The organism is Nocardia bhagyanarayanae (genome assembly GCF_006716565.1).
In the GTDB taxonomy this organism is placed as follows: domain Bacteria; phylum Actinomycetota; class Actinomycetes; order Mycobacteriales; family Mycobacteriaceae; genus Nocardia; species Nocardia bhagyanarayanae.
The window spans coordinates 1,293,041-1,309,418 of sequence record NZ_VFPG01000001.1; the positions used below are offsets into that span (position 1 = coordinate 1,293,041).

Genomic DNA, 16,378 nt, shown 5'->3' on the forward strand with positions numbered 1-16,378 from the left:
GCATGACCGAAGCCGAGATCATCGTCCAAGGCGCGCCCGAGGTCGCCGCGGCCGGGCGGCGCAAGCTGGTGCTGCGGCGCTTCCTGCGCAACAAGCCCGCGGTCGCGGGCGCGGTCGTGCTGGTGCTGCTGTTCGTCGCGAGTTTCGCGCTGCCGCCCTTCCTGCCCTGGGACTACCAGCAGATGGACTACACCGCGCTGCTGCAACCGCCCAGCGCCGAACACCCCTTCGGCACCACCCAGATCGGCCAGGACGTGCTCGCGCAGACCCTGCGCGGATTGCAGAAGTCGCTGGTCATCGGCGTGTGCGTGGCGGTCATCTCGACCACCATCGCGGCCACCGCCGGCGCGCTGGCCGGTCTGCTCGGCGGCTGGACCGACCGGGCCATCATGTGGTTCGTCGACCTGCTGCTCGTGGTGCCCAGCTTCATCATCATCGCGCTGTTCGCGCCGCGCACGAAGGGCAGCGGTTCGATCGCGCTGCTGATCGTTCTGCTCGCGGTGTTCGGCTGGATGATCAGCGCGCGCATCGTGCGCGGCCTGACACTGAGCCTGCGGGACCGCGAATTCGTCAAGGCCGCACGGTATATGGGCGCGCCGACGCGCACCGTCATCGTCAGCCACATCGTGCCGAACATCGCGTCGATCCTGATCATCGACACCACGCTGACCGTCGGTTCGGCGATCATGGCCGAAACGGGCCTGAGCTTCCTCGGTTTCGGCGTGCAGCCGCCGGACGTCTCGCTCGGCTCGCTCATCGCGGCGGGCACCAAGTCCGCGCTGACCTACCCGTGGCTGTTCATGTTCTCCGGTGGCCTGCTGATCATCACCGTGCTGTGCGCGAACCTGGTCGGTGACGGCCTGCGCGACGCGTTCGACCCGAGCGCAAAGCGGGCTCGCTCGCGCAAGAAGGAGAAGACAGAGGCATGACCGCGTCCGCCAACTCGACCGCGAGCGCCGGCTCCGCAGCGAGCGCCAACTCCACAGCGCCGCTACTCGAAGTCTCCGATCTGCGGGTTTCCTTCCCCAGCGAGGAGGGCCGCATCGATGCCGTGCGCGGAGTGAACTACAGCGTCGCCGACGGCGAGGTGCTCGCGATCGTGGGCGAATCGGGTTCGGGCAAGTCGGTGTCGTCGCTGGCGGTGATGGGTCTGCTCCCCGAGCAGGCGCGAATCAACGGCTCGATCCGGCTGCGCGGTCGCGAACTGCTCGGCCTCGGCGACCGGGACTTGTCGCGGTTGCGCGGCAGCTCGATCAGCATGGTGTTCCAGGACCCGCTCTCCGCGCTGACCCCGGTGTACCGGGTGGGCGATCAGATCGCCGAGGCGCTGCTCGCGCACGGCGGGATGGGCAGGAAGGAGGCCGCCGAGAAGGCGGTCGAGCTGCTGGAACTGGTCGGCATCGACGACGCGCAGGTGCGCGCCAAGGCGTTCCCGCACGAGTTCTCCGGCGGCATGCGCCAGCGCGTGGTGATCGCGATGGCCATCGCCAACGATCCGGCGCTGATCATCTGCGACGAGCCGACCACCGCACTGGACGTCACGGTGCAGAAGCAGATCCTGAATCTGCTGCGCCAAGCCCGCGACATCACCGGCGCCGGGGTCATCATGATCACCCACGACATGGGCATCGCGGCGACGCTCGCCGATCGCGTGGCGGTGATGTACGCGGGCCGCATCGTCGAAACCGCCACGGCGAGTGCGCTGTTCAACGCGCCGCGGATGCCGTACACGGTGGGTCTGCTCGGCTCGATCCCGCGTATGGACGGGCCGCCGCGCCGACCGCTCATCCCGATCGTCGGCGCGCCGCCCGCCATGCACGCGCTGCCGCCCGGCTGCTCGTTCGCGCCGCGCTGCCCGATCTCGATCGACGACTGCCGCGCCGCCGAGCCACCGCTGGAGATGACCGATCCCGGCCACGCCGCCGCCTGCATCCGCACCGAGGAGGTCGGCACGCAGGGGCTGTTCGAGGCGTACCGCTCCGAGATCGAGGAGCCGGAGGCCGAGATCGAGACCGACTCTCGCGTGGTGCTCCGGGTCACCGACCTGGTCAAGACCTTCCCGATCACCTCGGGCGTGGTGTTCCAGCGCCGCAAAGGCGAGGTGCGCGCGGTCGACGGGATCAGCTTCGAGGTACGCGCCGGGCGCACGCTGGCGCTGGTCGGCGAGTCGGGGTCCGGAAAATCCACCACGCTCACCCAGATTCTGGACCTGGTGCGGCCGCAGGCGGGCACCATCGAGATCATGGGCCGTGACGTGTCCACCCTGACCAAGGCCCAGCGGCGCGAGATCCGGCGCACGATGCAGATCGTCTTCCAGGATCCGACCGCCTCGCTGGACCCGCGCCTGCCGATCTTCGACGCGCTGGCCGAACCGCTGCGCATCGACGGCCGGCCGCGCGCCGAGATCGCCCGCCGCGTGCCGGAACTGCTCGAGCAGGTCGGTCTGCGTCCCGAGCACGCCGACCGCTATCCCGCCGATTTCTCCGGCGGCCAGAAGCAGCGCATCAGCATCGCTCGGGCCCTCGCGCTCGATCCGGAACTGCTTGTGCTCGACGAGCCGGTGTCCTCGCTGGACGTCTCGATCCAGGCCGGTGTGCTCAATCTGCTGCGCGACCTGCAGACCGAGCGCGGCCTGTCGTATCTGTTCGTCTCGCACGATCTCTCGGTGGTCCGCAACCTGGCGCACGACATCGCGGTGATGTATCGCGGCAAGATCGTCGAATCCGGGCCCGCCGAGCGGATTTTCGCCGATCCGAGCCACGAGTACACCCGCAGGCTGATCGACGCGGTGCCCGTGCCGGTCGTCAGCCGATAGTCAGGAGGGCAGCATGCGGATCCGTTCGAGCGGAATGCGCTGGGTCGCGGGAGCGGTGGCGGCCGGGTTGATCGCCGCCGGGTGCGGTACGGCCGACGACTCGGCGGCTGGTCTGTCCGACGCGCTGGGCACCACGAGCGACATCAATCCCAAGCCGCGCGAGGAGATCCGCGACGGCGGCAATCTGCGGCTGGCCACCACCTCGTACCCGGCGAACTGGAACACGCTGTCCAACGACGGCAACGAGGGCGAGATCGCCGACATCGAACGGCCGATGATGCCGCGCGCGTTCCACACCGACGCGGCGGGCGAGTTGTCGATCAATCACGACTATTTCACCGATGTCGCGCTGACCAGCACCGACCCGCAGCAGGTCACCTACACGATCAACCCGAAGGCCGTCTGGTCCGACGGAACACCGATCACCTGGGAGGACATCCGTTCGCAGGCGAACGCGCTCAGCGGCAAGGACAAGCGCTTCCTGATCGCCATCACCAACGGATTCGAGTTCGTCGAGAAGGTCGAGCGCGGCGTCGACGATCGCCAGGCGATCCTGACCTTCAGCCATCCCTACGCCGAATGGCGCGGCCAGTTCGCGGGCAACGCCTCGCTGTTCCCCAAGTCGGTGACGCAGGATCCGGAGTCGTTCAACAACAGCCTGGCCGACGCGATGGGTCCGACCGCGGGCCCGTTCCAGGTGCAGTCGACCGATCGCGGCCAAGGCCGGATCGTGTTGGGCCGCAACCCGAAGTGGTGGGGCGAACAGCCCAAGCTCGACACCATCACCTACTCCGTGCTCGATCGCAGCGCCTGGGTCGCCGCGTTGCAGAACAACGAGATCGACGCGGTGCTGCTCAGTTCCATCGACGACGTGAAGAACGTCCGCGGCACCGAGGGCCTGGTGGTGCGCCGGGCGCCGGGCAATCGCTGGCGGCACATCACGTTCAACGGCGCGCCCGGCTCGATCCTCGCCGATCAGGCGGTGCGAGTGGCCATTTCGAAGGCGATCGACCGCCAGGGCATCGCGACCGCCATCCAGAACGGCCTGGTGGAGAACCCGAAGCCGCTGAACAACCACATCTTCCTGCAGGGCCAGCGCGGTTACCAGGACAACAGCCTGCCCCACGATCCGGCCGCGGCGGCGCGCGAACTCGACGCGCTCGGCTGGAAACTCAACGGCGACGTCCGCGAGAAGGACGGCCGCAAGCTGATCATCCGCGACGTGATGTACAACGACGCGCTGTGGGTGCAGGTCGCGCAGATCATCCAGCAGAACCTGGCCCAGATCGGCGTCGGCCTCGTCATCGACCCCAAGCCGGGCGCGGGCTACTTCACCGACGTCATCCAGCCCGGCGATTTCGACGCCGCCCAGTTCACGTTCCAGGGTGACGCCTTCCCGCTCAGCAGCATCAAGCAGATCTACTACTACGACCCGAACGATCTGCAGGGCAATTTCGGTCGCATCGGATCGCCGGAACTGAACGCGCTCATCGAGCGCACGCTGCGCGAGCTGGATCCCGCCAAGGCCATCGAGCTGGCCAACGAGGTGGACCGCAAAGTGTTCGAAGAGGGGCACTCGCTGCCGCTCACCCAGTCGGACGGCAGCTGGGGCGTCCGCGCCGAGGTGGCCAACTTCGGCTCCCCAGGCCTGGCGTCCTACGACTACACCAAGATCGGATTCGTGAAATGACCGCAATACACTCTCGTCGTCGGCTCGGCCTAGGGGTGGCCGCGCCCGCGCTGGCCATCGCACTGCTGCTCGCGGGCTGCGGCGCGGGAGCCGATGTGCAGTCCGGCTCGAGTTCGATCGGCACGAGCAACGACATCGATCCCCGCGATCGCAGCGAGTTGCGCGAGGGCGGCAACCTGCGCTTGGCGCTGACCGCCTTCCCGGAGACCTTCAACTCCTCGCACGTGGACGCGTCGGGCGACGTCTCCGAGGTGGTCGGCTGGACGCTTCCCGGCACGGTGAACTCGGACGCGGCGGGCGAGCTGACGACCGACTCGAACTACTTCACCGAGATAAAGCTGACCAACACCTCCCCGCAGCAGATCACCTACACGATCAACCCGAAAGCGGTTTGGTCCGACGGCGCCCCGATCACATGGGAGGATCTGCGCTCGCAGGTCAACGCGCTGAACGGCCGCGACACGGCCTACCAGGTGCGCGCGACGCAGGGCTACAGCCGGGTGGAGAAGGTCGAGCGCGGCGTCGACGACCGGCAGGCGATCGTCACCTTCGCCCAGCACTACGCCGAATGGCAGGGGCTGTTCAACCCGCTGTACCCGAAGGCGTCCACCGAATCGCCGGAGTCCTTCGAGAACTGGGCGCGCAACAGCCTGCCGATCTCGTCGGGGCCGTTCCTCATCTACTCGATCGACCGCGCCCAGCAGCGCATCGTGCTGAAGCGCAACCCGAAGTGGTGGGGTGACACCCCGAAGCTCGACACCGTCACCTTCAGCGTGCTCGACTACTCCGCGCGCATCTCGGCGCTGCAGAACAACGAGCTCGACTACGCGACCGTGTCCGGCATCGACGAGGTGAAGACCGCGACCAACTCGCCGGGCATCCAGGTGCGCCGGGCCGCCGCGCCACGGTTCTCGCACTTCACCTTCAACGGCGCGCCGGGCTCGCTGCTCGAGGACGCGCGGTTGCGGGTCGCGATCGCCAAGGCCATCGACCGGCAGGGCATCGCCACCGCGACGCAGAACGGCATCGTCGACGACCCGAAGCCGCTGAACAACCACATCTACCTCAACGGCCAGAAGGGCTACCAGGACAACGCTCAGTCGGTGGCCTACGACCCCGAGGGCGCCGCGCGGATCCTCGACGAACTGGGCTGGAAGCTCAACGGCGACGTGCGCGAAAAGGACGGCCGCAGGCTGGAACTGCGCAATGTGATGTACCAGCAGGACACGTGGGTGCAGATGGCGCAGATCGCGCAGCAGAACCTCGCCGCCGTCGGCGTGAAGATGACCATCCAAACCTTCCCCGGCAACGGTCTTTTCACCGACGTGATCGATCCAGGCAACTTCGAGATCTGCCAGTTCACCTGGTCCGGCGGCATCCTGCCGCTCGGCGCGCTGCCGCAGATCTACGCCTACGATCCGAACAACCGGCTCAGCAACAAGGGCCGCGTCGGCAGCCCGGAACTGAACGCGCTGATCGAGGAGACGATTTCCGAGCTCGACCCGAACAAGGCCATCGAGCTGGCCAACCGGGCCGACAAGATGATCTTCGAGCTGGGCCACTCGGTGCCGATCGTGCAGTCGCCCGGCACCGTCGCCGTGCGCGCGAACCTCGCCAACTACGGCGCGTTCGGCCTGGCCTCCGCCGACGCAACTAAGGTCGGGTTCACGCAGTGATGTGACGATCAGGCCGACGCGGAAGGACCAGCTCGATGCGGATACGTTCCTTGACCACCAGATTGGCGGTGCCACTCGCCGCGTTCGGCCTGATCCTCACCGGTTGTTCCGACAACGGCGCCATCGCTCCCGGCACCAGCACGATCGGCAGCACCAACGACATCAACCCGGTGGACCCGAGCCAGTTGCGCGAGGGCGGGAACCTGCGGTTGGTGCTGAGCTCGTTCCCGGAGAACTTCAACGTGCTCCAAGTGGACGGCGGCACCGAGAGCGGCGCGCTTGTCGCGGGCCCGACCATGCCCGCCCCGTTCGTCAGCAACGCGGCGGGCGAGCTCTCGGTGGATCACAACTTCTTCACCGACGTGCAGCTCACCAACACCAGTCCGCAGCAGGTCACCTACACCATCAATCCGAAGGCCGTGTGGTCCGACGGCAGCCCGATCACCTGGGAGGACCTGCGCTCCCAGGCGAACGCGCAGAGCGGCAAGGACAACGCGTACCTGGTCTCGGCGCTGAGCGGCTTCGACCGGGTGGAGAAGGTCGAGCGCGGCGTCGACGACCGGCAGGCGATCGTCACCTTCAGCCAGCCCTACGGTGAATGGCGCGGCCAGTTCAGCCCGCTCTACCCGAAGTCGGTCACCGGGTCGCCCGAGGCGTTCAACACCGCCAACCGGGACGGGCTGACGCTCAGCTCTGGCCCGTTCGTGATCAGCAACATCGATCGCGCGCAGCAGCGAATCACGCTGAGCCGCAACCCGCAATGGTGGGGCGACACCCCGAAGCTGGACAACATCACCTTCAGCGTGCTCGACCACACCGCCTGGCTGCCCGCCATCCAGAACAACGAGCTCGACATCGCCTACATGTCCGGCATCGAGAACGTGACGGCGGCGCGCTACGCGGCGAACGTGGTCATCCGGCGCGCGCCGGAGCCGAGCTGGTCGCACCTGACCTTCAACGGCGCGCCCGGCTCGCTGCTGGAGGATCCGCAGCTGCGGATCGCCATCTCCAAGGCCATCGACCGGCAGGGCATCGTGACCGCTTCGCAGAACGGCGTGGTCGAGAATCCGAAGCCGCTGAACAACCACATCTTCATGGCGGGCCAGAAGGGTTACCAGGACAACGCCGCTCCGATCGCCTACGACCCGGCCGAGGCGGCCCGGATGCTCGACGAGCTCGGCTGGAAACTCAACGGCGACGTGCGCGAGAAGGACGGCCGCAGGCTCGAACTCCGCGATGTGATGTACCAGCAGGACGCCTGGGTGCAGACCGCCCAGATCGTGCAGCAGAACCTGGCCGCGGTCGGCGTGAAGCTGAACATCCAGACCGTTCCGGGCACGGGCCTGTTCAAGGACGTGATCGATCCGGGCAACTTCGACATCGCCCAGTTCAGCTGGGGCGGTAGCGCGCTGCCGCTCGGCGCGTTGCAGCAGGTCTACTACTACGACCCGAACAACCTGATGGGCAACAAGGCGCGCATCGGTTCGCCGGAGCTCAACGCGCTCATCGACAAGACCATCGCGGAGCTGGACCCGGACAAGGCGATCGAGCTGGCCAACCAGTGCGATCAGATGATCTTCGCCGAGGGCTATTCGGTTCCGCTGCACCAGGCTTCGGGCACCTACGCGGTGCGCGACAACCTCGCCAACTACGGCGCGTTCGGGTTGGCCACGCCGGATTACACGAAAGTCGGCTTCCTGAAGTGAGTTCGAGGTCGGCCCATCCGCTGGCCTATCCGATCGGTGTGACGCTCGGCGCCCTCGCGGTCTGTGCCGCGTGGGCGCCGTTCGCCACGGTGGACCAGTTGGCCGGGTTGGCGACGGTGGCGCTGGGGATACTGGGCTACACCGGGATTCGGCTTCTGATGGCCTTCGGGCTGTTGTCCTGCGGGTTGCCCGAGGCGGGAGTTCTCCGGGTCGCGCGGGTTCGGCAGCAGCACCGGTTGGTGAGCCGATCGTGGTTGGAGGTCACCGGTCCGGCCGGTGCGCGACGGTGGTTGCCGGTGTACTTCGATCCGGCGCTGGTGACTTTCACGGAGAGTTCGGCCGAGTTCGATGGGCGCGTCGTTCGGGCGGGGGATCTGCGGCTGTATCCCTCGGGACGCGCGCGGGATACGGAACCGCCGGGGCGGCTCGTCGACAATCCGAGCCGGCCCGATCCGGACGCACCCGTGCTCGCCGCGAGCCGGGTGACGCGGCGGCTGCTGTTCGACGTTCAGCCCGCCGTCGCCGCGCCCTTTGCCGCGTTGCTGTGGATTTACGTCGATGGTGGGGGTCTCGTCGCCTTTGTCGGCGCGCTCTGCGTCGCGGCTGCTACCGCGACTTGGCTCGCGGCCGTTCGCGGGTCCGACCCGAGCTAGTCCCCCGTCCAGAAAGGTTGGACGCACGATCCGACCGAAGGTCACCGTCAGTCTGCCCACCGCGAGGAAGGTCACCCTCGGTCGGTTCATCGGCCACGCAGGTCGGCTGAATGAAGGTCACCCGGCATTCTGGACGCAGTATTGGTCTGACCACTTGACCAGCTGACCACTCCAGGCGCACAGTAGACGCATGGCGTTGCAACCTGTGGTCAAGCGGTCGGTGTCGGCGGATGTGTTCGAGCAGATCGCCGCGAATGTGCTCAGCGGCGAACTGGCGCCGGGGTCGACCTTGCCGAGCGAACGGCAGTTGGCGGAGGCGCTCGGCGTCTCGCGGCCCGCGGTGCGCGAGGCGCTGCAACGGCTTGCCGCGGCGGGACTCGTCGCCGTGCGGCAGGGCGACGCGACCACCGTGCTCGACTATCGCCGCGGCGCCGGGCTGGAGATCCTGCCCCGGTTGTTGATCCGGGAGGGCATGCTCGAACCCGCTGTCGCGCGCAGCATTCTGGAGGTCCGCATGCACAACGGGCCGAAGGTCGCCGAGTTGGCGGCCGCGCGGATGGGGTCGTTGGACCACAGCGGCGCGAGCCAGTCGGGTGCACCGGATGGAGACTCGGGCGACGCGACCACCCGCGAGCCAGATGCGCCCAATGGTGACTCGGATCGCGCGACCACCAGCCCGTCGGGCGCGCCCAATCGAAACTCGCACCACGCGCAAGCCACCAGCCCATCGGGCACGTCCGCTCGGGACTCGGGCTGCGCGACCACCCGCCACTCGGATACGCCCGGGGATTCGGACAACGCGACCACCCGCCAGCCGGATCCGTCCGATCGAAACTCGCACCACGCGCAAGCCACCAGCCAGCCAGGCGGGCTCGATCGGGACACGGACCGCGCGCAGATCGCACCGAAAGCGGCAGGGGCGGGCGCGGCAGGCCGCACCGATCGCGCGCCCGGCAAGGCGCAGTCCGGCACCGAGACGATCACCGAGTTCGAACAGGTCCGAGACGATCTCGAGCGCGTCGTCGCGGCGCTCACGGTCGAGACCGATCCGGTCGCGCTGCAACGACTCGCCCTGGAGTTCTGGGATCACGTCGTCGACGCGGCCGACTCGATCGTGTTCCGCCTGATGTTCAACATGCTGCGCGCCGCGTACGAACCCGCGCTCGCGGCGCTGGCCCCCGTCATGTCCGCCGAAGTGGGCAATGCCGAGGGCTACCGCGAACTGGCCGCCGCCATCGTGGCGGGCCGGCCGAAGAAGGCCGCCGACAAGGCTCGGGCCCTGCTCGAACCGGCGACCACCGCCCTGATCGAGGCCCTCGGCGGCCGCTGATCACGCAACACCCGAGGTGACACCATGTCCAAAACCCAGCTGCGCCGAGGCCTCACCCTCGGCGACGCCTTCCGCGAGTTCCTCCGCCACCCCTCGCCGTGGATGATCGGCACCGCCCTGGTGCTCGCCCTGATCGCCCGAATCCTGGTCGGCGACTGGCAACTCGGCGACACCCTCCTGCCGCTGGTGATGCTCGCGGTGTTCCCCGCGTTCGAGTGGGTCGTGCACGTCATGGTGCTGCACTGGCGGCCGAAGCGCCTCGGCCCGATCGCCTTGGACAGCGAGCTGGCCCGCAAACACCGCCAGCACCACGTCGATCCGCGCAACATCCCGCTGATCTTCATCCCGACCCGCTCGCTCGCCTTCGTCATCGTGGCATTGCTGGCGATCACCGCCTTCGCGTTCCCCCGACTCGGCCTCGGCCTGACCTTCCTGCTGACCATCACGGTGCTCGGACTCGGCTACGAGTGGACGCACTACCTCATCCACACCGACTACAAGCCGAAAAGGGCTCTGTACCGCGCTGTTTGGCGCAACCACCGGCACCACCACTACAAGAACGAGCACTTCTGGTTCACGGTCACGAGCTCCGGAACCGCGGACCGCGTTTTCGGAACGTATCCGGACCCCAGCGCGGTGGACACCTCACCCACCGCTCGCAACTTGCATGGAGCCCAGGTGAGTTGAGCTAGCCGTGCCGCTTCTGGGCCGGATTCCGCAGCCCGCGGCACCAGGTGCGATGCGCCGAAAATCGACGGTAGTCAAATGGTTGCTATTCGATCTTGAAAAGCCACCATATGACTACCGTCGAATCCATTTCTCTATCGACGGTAGTCAAATGGTGGTTGCGCCCTTGACAGGCCAACAGCCCTCCTCAGGTTGACAGGCCGAGAGCTCTTCTCAGGTTGACAGGCCGAGAGCTCTTTTCGCTTGCCCTCCCTAGACGCAACCACAGCCAGATGACCAAGCCGGAAGCCGAACCCCGCGCACCCGACTGCGGGAGGGAAGCCGGGTACGGCACACGACGCGCCCAGCACCGCTCCGAGGAAAACCTGGGTAGGCGAACCCTTCTGAACACCCGCAACACTGGGCGAAAACACCGGTAGGCGAACCCTTCCAAGCACCCGCAACATTGGGCGAAAGCACTGGTAGGCGCACCCTCTTGGGCACCCCCAACACCGGAAACCGTCACCCCAACGCAACCCCCACAACTACCCGAGCCCCCAAAGACCTCAGGTAGGCCAGCACCAACCGATCCACGACACTTCCTCCTTGACATCCGTATACCTTAGGGGGGTATGGTACCGCCCTGCAACGGATCTTCCGCACGGAAAGGATGGAAATGTCATGACTACGCAAACCGCGCCCACCACCCGCAGATGGTGGGCGCTGGCGGTGATCGCCGCCGCGCAATTCATGGTCATCATGGACACCTCGATCATCGGCATCGCACTGCCGAAGATGCAGGCCGAACTCGGCTTCTCCCAGGAGAATCTGACATGGGTGTTCAACGCGTACGTGATCGCCTTCGGCGGCCTGCTGCTGCTCGGCGGCCGCCTTTCGGACCTGCTCGGCGCGCGCCGGGTGTTCGCCGCGGGCTGGCTCACGCTGCTCGTCGGCTCCGTGATCGCGGGCGCCGCGGGCAATGTCGCGACCGAGCTGATCGGCCGAGCGGTCCAGGGCGGCGGCGCGGCCCTCATCGCGCCCTCGGCACTGACCCTGCTGATGATGCTCTTCGGTTCCTCACCGCAGGAGCTGACCAAGGCGCTCGCCGTCTACGGCGCGGCCGCGCCAGCGGGCGGAACGGCGGGCGTGTTCCTCGGCGGCGTCATCACCGAATACATCAGCTGGCCTTGGGTTTTCTACATCAATGTCCCGATCGCTTTGCTCGCTCTCGTCGCGGTGCCCGCGCTGATGCCGAGCGCACCAGCCCGCTCGGGTTCGGTCGATCTGCTCGGCGCGGCAACGGTGACCGCCGGTCTCGCCGCCGCCGTCTACGGCATCGTCCGCGCGCCCGAGGTCGGCTGGGCCTCCGGGCAGACCTGGGGCGTGCTCGCGATCGCGGGCGCATTGCTCGCCGGTTTCGTGGTCGTCCAGTCCCGCCGCCGGGAACCGCTGATGCGCCTCGGCATCTTCCGCGCGCCGAACCTGGCCGCCGCCAACATCGCCCAACTACTGCTCGGCGCGGCTTGGGTGCCGATGTGGTTCTTCCTGAATCTGTATCTGCAGCAGGTGCTCGGCTACAGCGCGTTCCCGTCGGGCGCGGCGCTGCTCCCGATGACCACGCTGATCATGCTCGGCATGATCGTGCTCGCCCCGCGCGCCATGCAGCGCTTCGGCGCCAAGCCGATGATCGTCACCGGCCTGCTCGTACTAGCGCTCGGACTCGGCATCATGTCGCTGGTACGGCCCACCGGGAACTTCTGGGTCGACGTGCTGCCCGCCTCGCTGGTGGCCGCGGGCGGCATGTCGCTGGCCTTCATACCCTCCCTCGGTACCGCCATCTCGGCGGCCCGTCCGGAGGAGGGCGGCCTCGCCTCGGGCATCGTCAACGTCTCCTACCAGGTGGGCTCGGCCGTGGGCCTGGCCGCGATGACGGCCGTCGCCGCGGCGTTCGGTGCCGACCAGATCGCCGACGTCTCCGAGCTGACCAGCGGTTTCTCGGCCGCTTTCCTGGGCGCGGCGGTCATCGCGCTCGCGGGAGCCGGCATCGCGGCGGTGACCATGCGGACCCCCGCCGCGGAACCCGTATCGGAAACCGTTTGACAAAATACCCTAGGGGGGTATGGTAGAACCGACAACGCAGCAGACGAGGAGACAGACCATGAGCCCCACCGCACCCGCCACAGCCACCTACGCCGTCACCGGCATGACCTGCGGCTGCTGCGTGAACAAGGTCCGCGACAAGGTCGGCGCGCTGCCCGGCGTCACCGAGGTGAGCGTCGACCTGGACGGCGCGACGGTGACCGTCTCGGGACCGGCCCAGGCGGATCGCGCCGCCATCGCCGACGCGATCGACCGTGCGGGCTTCCAGCTCGCCGACTGACCCGACAACGACAACCCGGAACGGAGCACCCGATGAACGCCACGACCAAGTTCGCCGGCTTCACCCTCGGACTCGCGGCGGTCTTCGGGATCGCTCTCGCGACCGGAGCGGCGATCGGCCCGGAACCCACCGAGGCCGCCGCGCACGACGCTCACGCGACCGGGCCCGCCACCGACGGCGGGTCCGGCGCCGAGGAGCTGCCCGGCGGCCTGCTGGTCACCGCCGACGGCTACACCCTGAGCCTGGACACCGCGCAGACCGCCGCGGCGCCGAACTCGACGCTGCGGTTCCGCATCCTCGATCAGCAGGGCGCGCCGGTCACCCGGTACGTCCGCAGCCACGACAAAGACCTGCACCTGATCGTGGTCCGCCGCGACATGTCCGCCTTCCAGCACGTGCACCCGGTGCTGGACGGCAACGGGACCTGGAGCGTCCCGCTCGACCTCACCCGCGCGGGCGATTACCGCGTGTTCGCCGACTTCACCCCCGAGGGCGGCCCGAGCCTGACACTCGGCGCCGATCTCCGGGTCGCGGGCGCCTACGACCCGCGGCCGCTGCCCGCACCCGCGAGCACCGCGGCGGTGGGCGACTACACAGTTACCCTGGATGGTGCGGTCACTCCCGGCCAGGCCTCGAAGGTCACGCTCTCGGTGAGCAAGGGCGGCAAGCCCGTCACCGACCTCCAGCCCTACCTCGGCGCCTACGGCCACCTGGTCGCGCTGCGCGCCGCCGACCTGGCCTACCTGCACGTTCACCCCGAAGGCCATCCCGGTGACGGCGTCACCGCGGCGGGTCCGGGCATCACCTTCTTCGTGACGGCGCCGAGTGCGGGCGACTACCGCCTGTTCCTCGACTTCCAGCACGAAGGGGTGGTCCGCACGGTCGAGTTCACGCTCTCGGTACCGTCGGGCAACGCGCAGACCGGGCACGGCGCACCCGCCGAGCCGGGCCACGGCCACTGATCACCACGTGCCGCAGAGAAAGGAATTCCGATGACGACCGCGACGCAATCACCGGCCAACGGCCAGGTCGAATTGGTGATCGGCGGCATGACCTGCGCGTCTTGCGCCAACCGCATCGAGAAGAAGCTGAACAAGCTGGACGGCGTCACCGCCACCGTCAACTACGCGACCGAGAAGGCGCGGGTCGACTTCACCGGTGACATCTCCCCCGAGGACCTGATCGCCACCGTCGAGCAGGCGGGCTACACCGCCGCGCTGCCCGCGCCGCCGACCGAGGAGCAGACCGACGAGTCCGCCGAAGCGGATCCGACGGCCGCCCTGCGGACCCGGCTGCTGGTCTCGCTGGTGCTGACCGTTCCGGTGATCGCCATGGCGATGGTCCCCGCGTTGCAGTTCACCAACTGGCAGTGGCTCTCGCTGACGCTGGCCGCGCCGGTGGTGGTCTGGGGCGCGCTGCCGTTCCACCGCGCGGCGTGGACCAACCTGCGCCACGGCACCGCGACCATGGACACCCTGGTCTCGATGGGCACCCTGGCCGCGCTGGGCTGGTCGCTCTACGCGCTGTTCTGGGGTACCGCGGGCACGCCGGGTATGACCCACCCGTTCGAGTTCACCATCTCCCGGATGGACGGCACCGGCAACATCTACCTGGAGGCCGCGGCGGGCGTCACCACGTTCATCCTGGCCGGGCGCTTCTTCGAGGCAAGGTCCAAGCGACGGGCGGGCGCGGCGCTGCGCGCACTGCTCGAGCTCGGGGCCAAGGAAGTCTCGCTGCTGCGTCGCGGCGCGAGCGACGGGCCCGGAGGAGGCAGCGAGCGTAACCACGGAGGGCCCCGGGAGCGCCGCCATGGAGACCTCGTCGAGCGGCGGATTCCGATCGAACAGCTCGGTGTCGGCGACGAATTCGTGGTCCGGCCCGGCGAGAAGATCGCCACCGACGGTGTCATCGTGGAGGGTTCCTCGGCGGTCGACGCCTCGATGCTGACCGGTGAATCGGTGCCGGTCGAGGTCGGCGAGGACGACGGCGTCGTCGGCGCGACGGTCAACGTCGGCGGCCGGATCGTGGTGCGCGCCACCAGGATCGGCTCCGACACCCAGCTCGCCCAGATGGCGAAGCTGGTCGAGGACGCGCAGAACGGCAAGGCGCAGGCGCAGCGGCTGGCCGACAAGATCTCCGGGATCTTCGTGCCGGTGGTGATCGCGCTCGCGGTCGCGACGCTCGGATTCTGGCTGGGCACCGGTGGTTCCGTGGCGGCGGCGTTCACCGCGGCGGTCGCGGTGCTGATCATCGCCTGCCCGTGCGCCCTCGGCCTTGCCACCCCGACCGCGCTGATGGTCGGCACCGGACGCGGCGCGCAGCTCGGCATCCTGATCAAGGGTCCCGAGGTGCTGGAATCGACCCGCCGGGTGGACACCGTTGTGCTGGACAAGACCGGCACCGTCACCACCGGCAAGATGACCCTGCTCGACGTGATCGCCGCCGACGGCGAGGACGTGAGCGAGGTGCTGGCTCTGGCCGGCGCGCTGGAGGATTCCTCGGAGCACCCGATCGCGCAGGCGATCGCCAAGGGCGCCCGCGAGAAGGTCGGCGAGCTGGCGGCGGTCGAAGGTTTCGCCAACATCGAGGGCCTCGGCGTGCAGGGCGTGGTGGACGGGCACGCGGTGATCGTCGGGCGAGCCCGGTTGCTCGCCGACTGGTCGCAGCACCTGGACGCCGAGCTCGAGCGGGCCATGCACGCGGCCGAGTCGGAGGGCAAGACCCCCGTCGCGGTCGGCTGGGACGGCAAGGCGCGCGGCGTGCTCGTGGTCGCCGACGCGGTGAAAGCCACCTCGGCCGAGGCGATCTCGCAGCTGAAGGCGCTCGGCTTGACGCCGATCATGCTGACCGGCGACAACAAGGCCGCGGCACGGGCGATCGCCGATCAGGTCGGCATCGAGGAGGTCGTCGCCGAGGTGCTGCCGCAGGACAAGGTGGCCACCGTCGAGCGGTTGCAGTCCGAGGGCAAGGTGGTCGCGATGGTCGGCGACGGCGTCAACGACGCCGCCGCGCTCGCCAAGGCCGATCTCGGCCTGGCCATGGGCACCGGCACCGACGTCGCCATCGAGGCCAGCGATCTGACCCTGGTGCGCGGCGATCTGCGTGCCGCGGCGGACGCGATCCGGTTGTCCCGCAGGACACTCGGCACCATCAAGGGCAACCTGTTCTGGGCCTTCGCCTACAACGTGGCCGCGATTCCGCTGGCCATGGCGGGGCTGCTGAACCCGATGCTCGCCGGTGCGGCGATGGCGTTCTCCTCGGTGTTCGTCGTCAGCAACAGCCTGCGGCTACGCGGATTCCGCTCCACCGCGCAGTAGCGCGAACACGAGCGCAGGAAGAGGGCGGGACGGCACCCCACAAGGCCGTCCCGCCCTTTCGCGTACACGAGCGGGTCTGGACTGAAGGCGACCCACACCGCGCCCTGGCTACTGAAGGTGACCTCCGGTCGGCCGTCTGCCCACC

At 68.4% G+C, this 16,378-nt stretch carries 11 protein-coding genes and 2 pseudogenes; all 13 read left to right on the forward strand.

What is annotated here, in order from left to right:
• Window positions 1-2: 2 nt before the first annotated feature.
• The 13 genes and pseudogenes from FB390_RS05235 (at window position 3) to FB390_RS05295 (ending at window position 16,233) form a co-directional block, all read left to right on the forward strand.
• Window positions 3-929, forward strand: a complete 927-nt coding sequence (locus FB390_RS05235) for an ABC transporter permease (RefSeq protein ID WP_141807930.1) — start codon at window positions 3-5, stop codon at window positions 927-929.
• Window positions 926-2,815, forward strand: coding sequence for an ABC transporter ATP-binding protein (locus FB390_RS05240; RefSeq protein WP_141807931.1), 1,890 nt, complete (start codon window positions 926-928; stop codon window positions 2,813-2,815). Before FB390_RS05235 ends, FB390_RS05240 begins: the two co-directional genes overlap by 4 nt.
• Before the next feature lie 13 nt (window positions 2,816-2,828).
• Window positions 2,829-4,505: an ABC transporter family substrate-binding protein gene (locus FB390_RS05245; RefSeq protein ID WP_141807932.1), complete on the forward strand. Its 1,677-nt coding sequence runs from the start codon at window positions 2,829-2,831 to the stop codon at window positions 4,503-4,505.
• Window positions 4,502-6,181 (forward strand): ABC transporter family substrate-binding protein, encoded by a 1,680-nt coding sequence (locus tag FB390_RS05250; RefSeq protein WP_141807933.1) that lies wholly within the window; start codon window positions 4,502-4,504, stop codon window positions 6,179-6,181. The genes FB390_RS05245 and FB390_RS05250 overlap by 4 nt, the downstream gene beginning before the upstream one ends.
• A 35-nt stretch (window positions 6,182-6,216) precedes the next feature.
• Window positions 6,217-7,887, forward strand: a complete 1,671-nt coding sequence (locus FB390_RS05255) for an ABC transporter family substrate-binding protein (RefSeq protein WP_141807934.1) — start codon at window positions 6,217-6,219, stop codon at window positions 7,885-7,887.
• Window positions 7,884-8,540 carry a hypothetical protein gene (locus FB390_RS05260; protein WP_246123867.1) on the forward strand — a complete coding sequence of 219 codons (657 nt, stop codon included), beginning with the start codon at window positions 7,884-7,886 and terminating at the stop codon, window positions 8,538-8,540. Before FB390_RS05255 ends, FB390_RS05260 begins: the two co-directional genes overlap by 4 nt.
• A 190-nt stretch (window positions 8,541-8,730) precedes the next feature.
• Window positions 8,731-9,102 (forward strand): annotated as a pseudogene (locus FB390_RS05265) (FadR/GntR family transcriptional regulator); the annotation flags it as partial.
• A gap of 447 nt (window positions 9,103-9,549) precedes the next feature.
• Window positions 9,550-9,870, forward strand: a pseudogene (locus tag FB390_RS05270) (FCD domain-containing protein); the annotation flags it as partial.
• A 24-nt stretch (window positions 9,871-9,894) separates the two neighbouring features.
• Window positions 9,895-10,557 carry a sterol desaturase family protein gene (locus FB390_RS05275; protein ID WP_141807935.1) on the forward strand — a complete coding sequence of 221 codons (663 nt, stop codon included), beginning with the start codon at window positions 9,895-9,897 and terminating at the stop codon, window positions 10,555-10,557.
• Between the two features lie 660 nt (window positions 10,558-11,217).
• Window positions 11,218-12,636 (forward strand): MFS transporter, encoded by a 1,419-nt coding sequence (locus FB390_RS05280; RefSeq protein WP_141807936.1) that lies wholly within the window; start codon window positions 11,218-11,220, stop codon window positions 12,634-12,636.
• 58 nt (window positions 12,637-12,694) lie between these two features.
• Complete coding sequence (locus tag FB390_RS05285; protein ID WP_141807937.1) at window positions 12,695-12,916, forward strand: heavy-metal-associated domain-containing protein; 222 nt, start codon at window positions 12,695-12,697, stop codon at window positions 12,914-12,916.
• A gap of 32 nt (window positions 12,917-12,948) precedes the next feature.
• On the forward strand, window positions 12,949-13,878 hold the full coding sequence (locus FB390_RS05290; protein ID WP_141807938.1) for a hypothetical protein: 930 nt from the start codon (window positions 12,949-12,951) through the stop codon (window positions 13,876-13,878).
• 30 nt (window positions 13,879-13,908) lie between these two features.
• A complete protein-coding gene (locus tag FB390_RS05295) occupies window positions 13,909-16,233 on the forward strand; it encodes a heavy metal translocating P-type ATPase (protein WP_141807939.1) in 2,325 nt (774 codons plus the stop codon).
• Window positions 16,234-16,378 lie beyond the last annotated feature (145 nt).

Bases quoted from the DNA above. Each gene is read 5' to 3' on its own strand.
- FB390_RS05235 (WP_141807930.1), top strand. From the start codon at position 3: ATGACCGAAGCCGAGATCATCGTCCAAGGCGCGCCCGAGGTCGCCGCG.
- FB390_RS05240 (WP_141807931.1), top strand. From the start codon at position 926: ATGACCGCGTCCGCCAACTCGACCGCGAGCGCCGGCTCCGCAGCGAGC.
- FB390_RS05245 (WP_141807932.1), top strand. From the start codon at position 2,829: ATGCGGATCCGTTCGAGCGGAATGCGCTGGGTCGCGGGAGCGGTGGCG.
- FB390_RS05250 (WP_141807933.1), top strand. From the start codon at position 4,502: ATGACCGCAATACACTCTCGTCGTCGGCTCGGCCTAGGGGTGGCCGCG.
- FB390_RS05255 (WP_141807934.1), top strand. From the start codon at position 6,217: ATGCGGATACGTTCCTTGACCACCAGATTGGCGGTGCCACTCGCCGCG.
- FB390_RS05275 (WP_141807935.1), top strand. From the start codon at position 9,895: ATGTCCAAAACCCAGCTGCGCCGAGGCCTCACCCTCGGCGACGCCTTC.
- FB390_RS05280 (WP_141807936.1), top strand. From the start codon at position 11,218: ATGACTACGCAAACCGCGCCCACCACCCGCAGATGGTGGGCGCTGGCG.
- FB390_RS05285 (WP_141807937.1), top strand. From the start codon at position 12,695: ATGAGCCCCACCGCACCCGCCACAGCCACCTACGCCGTCACCGGCATG.
- FB390_RS05290 (WP_141807938.1), top strand. From the start codon at position 12,949: ATGAACGCCACGACCAAGTTCGCCGGCTTCACCCTCGGACTCGCGGCG.
- FB390_RS05295 (WP_141807939.1), top strand. From the start codon at position 13,909: ATGACGACCGCGACGCAATCACCGGCCAACGGCCAGGTCGAATTGGTG.